The sequence below is a fragment of the Kitasatospora sp. NPDC093558 genome (assembly GCF_040683475.1).
GTDB lineage: Bacteria > Actinomycetota > Actinomycetes > Streptomycetales > Streptomycetaceae > Kitasatospora.
In genome coordinates, this window is sequence record NZ_JBFBDY010000494.1 from 1 (window position 1) to 4754 (window position 4754).

Genomic DNA, 4754 nt, shown 5'->3' on the forward strand with positions numbered 1-4754 from the left:
TCCGCGGAGACCACCACGGTGTGGGACACCCCGGGGGTGTTGTCCACGAAATTGGTGATCAGCCAGTTCAGGTTCTGTGCGGCCTGGCTCATCTGGTTCAACTCAACGCTCCTGGTGATCTGCGCTGTTGCCGTCGGTCCGGCCACCGAAACTATCGAATCCGGGCTGCTGGGCACCATGGTGGAAGCCGGCCTGATTGGCCTGCTCCGCGCCCGCCCGGCGGCCCTGCTGGATGCCGCGGCGCAGGTTGGTCAGCCGGCCGCGCACCTCCTCGGGGGCCCGGGAGACCTGGGGACCGGTCAGCGGGGAGGCCTCGGCGGTGCCGGAGACCAGGTTGGCCTGCGGGGTCCGCCGGGGCAGGCCGGACATCGTGACACCGCTGGTCGAGGGCTCCCGGACCTGCTCCGCACGGCGCCAGCGCTCGTCGTTGGCCGACGGACGCCACGGGGCGTCGCCCTCACCGGGCTGCGGCTGGCCCTGGGGGGGCTGCTGCTGCGGTGCGGGCTGCTGGGCCTGGGGCGCCTGCGGGGCTTGCTGGCGAGGCTGACGGGGCTGGGGCTCCTGCTGGAGCTCCGGCGCCGACGTGCCGGGGCGGCGCGGCTGGTAGGGCCGCGGCCGGGCCTCCTGCGCGGCCCACGGCTGCTGCTCGGCGCCGCCCTCGGACGGGCCGGTCGGCAGCGCCATCGGCTCCGGACGGGCCTGCTCCTGGCGGACGGGCTCGGGACGGGCCGGGTTCGGCACGTTCGGCAGCACCGGCTCGACCAGGCCGAGGCCCAGCGGGTCGCGCGGGTCGATCTGGCTGGCCTCGAAGCGCGGCCGGGCGAACTGCTGCGTGCTCTCCACCGGGGCCGGCTCGGCCGGCGGCAGCTGGGGCTGCGGGCCCTGCTGCTGCGGGAGTTGCGGGGCCTGCTGCTGCGGGAGCTGCGGCTGGCGGTCGCGCTGCGGCGCGTCCGGGCCGGGGCGCTGCGGACGGCGCGGGCCCTGGGGACCCTGCGGACTCTGGCCCGGGCCCTGCGGACCCTGGCCGCCGGGGCCCTGGGGACCCTGCGGACCCTGCGGGCCGGGGCGACCCGGCTGGCGGCGCTGCGGCAGGCCCTCCTGCGGGCGGTTGCCCGGGCGGGCGCCCTGGCGCGGCGCACCCGGCGCACCGGGCGCACCGGGGCGGCCGTGCTGCGGCTGCTCGCCGGTCCGGGGGCCGCCGTTCGGGTCTCCACCGGGGCGGCCGGGCGCACCCTGCGGCCCACCGGGCTGGCCGGGCTGCTGGCCGCGGCGGGGCAGGCCTGGGCCGCCCTGCGGCGGGCCCTGGCGGCCGGGGCCACGCTGCGGCAGGCCGCCCTGGGCCGACTGCTGCGGCTGCTGGGCCTGCTGCTGCGGTGCGGGCTGCTGGGCCTGCGGCTTCTGGCGCTGCGGGGCCTGCTGGCCCGGCGGGACGACCGGGTTCTCGCGGAGCGCCTGGCCGACCTGACGGGTCGGCAGGCCGCCGGCCCGTCCGCCGGCCCGTCCGCCGGGCGCACCCGGCGCGGCGGGGGCACCGGGCGCCGCCGGGGCGGCCGGACCGCCCTGGCCGAGCTGCGGGCGGCCCTGCGGGGCACCGCCGGCCGGGCCCTGGCCGAGCGCGGCGGGACCGCCCTGGCCGGCCGGCATCTGGCGCTGCTGGCGCGGCGTCGGGGCGACCCCGCGCTGCTGCTTGGCCTGCGCCGGGCCGGGGCGGGCGGAGCCGCGGCGGTCGGCGGAGTTGGTGACGTCCACCGGGAGCATGACGAGCGCGGTGGTGCCGCCGGAGTCGCTGGGACGCAGCTGGATGCGGATGCCGTGTCGCAGGGACAGGCGGCCGACCACGAAGAGACCCATGCGGCGGGAGACGGAGACGTCCACCGTCGGCGGGTTGGCGAGGCGCTCGTTGATCTCGGCGAGGTCGTCGGGGCTCAGGCCGATGCCGGTGTCGTGGATCTCGACCAGCACGCGGCCGTCGGGCAGCGCGTGGCCGGTGACGCGGACGCGGGTCTGCGGGCTGGAGAACGAGGTCGCGTTCTCCAGCAGCTCGGCGAGCAGGTGGACGAGGTCGTTGACGACGCGGCCGGCGACCTCGGCCGACGGCACCGCGGCGAGTTCGATGCGCTCGTACTGCTCCACCTCGGACGCGGCGGCGCGGAGCACGTCGACCAGCGGGACGGGCCGGGTCCAGCGGCGGCCCGGGTCCTCGCCCGCGAGGACGAGGAGGTTTTCGCCGTTGCGGCGCATGCGGGTCGCGAGGTGGTCGAGCTTGAAGAGGTTGGCCAGCTGGTCCGGGTCCGCCTCGCGGCTCTCCAGCTCGGAGATGAGCGACAGCTGGCGCTGGATGAGGCCCTGGCTGCGGCGCGAGAGGTTGGTGAACATCGCGTTGATGTTGCCGCGGAGGAGGGCCTGCTCGGCGGCGAGGCGGACGGCCTCGCTGTGCACCATGTCGAAGGCGTGGGCCACGTGGCCGATCTCGTCCGCGGAGTCGACGGCGACGGGTTCGACGGTGACGTCGACGTCGTGCGGGTCGCTCTCGGAGAGCGTCTTGACCAGCTCGGGCAGCCGCCGCTCGGCGACGTCCTCGGCCGCGGCCTGCAGGCGGGTCAGCGAGCGCACCATCGAGCGGGCGATCAGACCGGCGCCACCGAGGGCGACGAGGAGCACGAGGGCGACGGCGCCGGCGATGATCAGGGCGTCGGTGTCGGCCTGGGACTGGAGGTCCTGGGCCTTGCCGTCCAGGTTCTCCAGCAGCTTGGACTCGATCCGCTGCTCGGCCTTGATCTTGGCGGTGGCCTTCTCGAACCAGTCCTTGTAGGTGACCGGGTCGGTCTGGTGGATACCGCTCTGCTGGAGGATCGAGCGCGAGTAGCGGTCGGCGTCGGCGACGACGTTGTTGTAGCTCAGCTGGCCGCGCAGGTTGTCCAGGTCGTGCGCGGTGTAGATGTTGTTGAACGTCGTGAGCGCGTTGTCGTAGGTCGTGCGCAGGCGGATACCGAAGGACTCGTCGCTCAGGCTGAGGTCGGGGGCCCTGGGGTTGGCGAGCGCGGCGCTGATCAGGGCGCGCTGCTGCGAGGTCGCGTCCTTGGCCAGCGAGAACTGCTGGAGGGCGCGGGTCGCGACGACGAGGTCCTTGTTGTTCGACGCGAGCGCTATGTCCTGGGTGATGGACAGCAGGTCGCGGATGATCACGTCGTACGCGGTGATCGTCGACTGGATGTTCTGATTGTTCTGGTACGGCGTGTTGCGCGCGTCCGAGATCGAGTTGAGGTCCTTGCGGATCTGGAACAGCAGCGCCTTTCCGCCGGAGAGTTCGAGGTTCTCGAACTTGTCCGAGGAGGCGGTGAAGGTCCGGCTCAGGTCGTCGGTGGTCTTGCGCGCGGAGACGATGTCGTCGTCCAGCGGGTCGTTCGGCCGGTTGGTGATCGGGCCCGCGCTGATGTCGCGCTCGGTCTGCAGGGCGTCGGCGAGGTTGGTCGCCTTCTTGGCCAGGTCGGACAGGTTGGCCATCTGGGCGAGCTGCTGCGAGGCCTGCATCGAGGTCTGGATGCGCAGGCCACCGAGGACCAGCGAGACCAGGACGGGCAGCGCGAGCAGCGCGATCAGTCGGGTCCGGATCCGCCAGTTGCGCATCGCGAGCCGGCTCAGACCGGTGGCGCGGCGCCGGGTGAGGGACTTGCGGAGCTTGTCGCGGGCGGACTTCCGGTCCTGGCCGTCCTGGTCCGGGTGGCCCGGGCCCTCGGGCGTTGTCGGGTCGGCCGGGCCACCGGGGGCCGCCGCCTGCTGGGGGGCTGCCACAGGCTCGCGCGACTCCGGGTTCCCCGCGGCGCCGCTACCCCTCTTGAAACGTCCCTGCACTGGCGTCGCAACCTCTGGACCGGGCGTCCCGCCGCGTCGCCACGGCCTGGACGGTGTCGAGTTTCCATCCGCACCCCGGCCGGTCCGGGAGAGCGGGCACCGGGGTGGACTGCTCCCTACCCACGGTCCGTGGCATTCCAGCACAGCGAGGGAATCCCAACAAGGGCCGCCGGGAACCATCGGTCACCGCTACCGACCGCGTGCGCGGTTTCACGGACTGTGCGGTAACCGGACCGGAATACCGCCTTTTTCGGACACTCGTCCGATACATGCCAACGGGACCCTAGATCGAAAAGAGTCGCAGACCTGCCTGAATGCCCGTTATCGGCCGTTTGTCGGGAAATTCCGATACGGCGAAATGTCGGATATCGGAGATTTGCGGCCCTATTCGTGAGGAAAATCACAGCCGAATGTGTAGCTTTGGTCACGGTCCCTGTGGAATGAGATCTCGTAACCTGGCTGCATCCGGAGCACGGCCCCGATCAGCCTGCCCAGAATCCCTCCGAACCAATCGGAACCCACTCAGGCCGGTGCCGCCCCGTCGTGGCGCGCCCGGTCGCGAACACGAGGTGCTGACTCGATGTCCCAGCCGAAGAAGGCCACCAAGTCCACGCTGTCCTGCCGCTCCACGGCGAACCCGCGCCGGACCACGCTGGCCTCGGTCGAGGACTTCAGCAAGATCCCCGGCGCCCGCAAGCCCGAGGACGCCGTCACCTACTCGACCGACCTGCCCGAGAGCACCGCGAACCCGCGCCGCACCAAGCTGATGGTCGCGCCGGTGATCGTCCCCCTGGACTGATCCCCGGTCCGATCCCGTCCCGCACCGCGCGAAGGGCGCCGCAGCCGAAACCGGCCGCGGCGCCCTTCGCGTTCGCTGGGCACCTACGCGATCGCGTAGGTGC

General features: G+C 73.2%; 2 protein-coding genes and 1 pseudogene. 1 reads left to right on the top strand and 2 read right to left on the bottom strand.

Annotated features, from left to right (window positions below; genetic code table 11):
* A pseudogene (locus AB0O00_RS29890) lies at nt 1–92 on the bottom strand (roadblock/LC7 domain-containing protein); the annotation flags it as partial.
* Between the two features lie 10 nt (nt 93–102).
* Nucleotides 103–3792 (bottom strand): nitrate- and nitrite sensing domain-containing protein, encoded by a 3690-nt coding sequence (locus AB0O00_RS29895; RefSeq protein ID WP_363657025.1) that lies wholly within the window; start codon nt 3790–3792, stop codon nt 103–105.
* Nucleotides 3793–4432: 640 nt separating this feature from the next.
* On the opposite strand from AB0O00_RS29895, the gene AB0O00_RS29900 reads away from it, so the two are divergent.
* Nucleotides 4433–4651, top strand: a complete 219-nt coding sequence (locus AB0O00_RS29900) for a hypothetical protein (RefSeq protein WP_363657027.1) — start codon at nt 4433–4435, stop codon at nt 4649–4651.
* Nucleotides 4652–4754 lie beyond the last annotated feature (103 nt).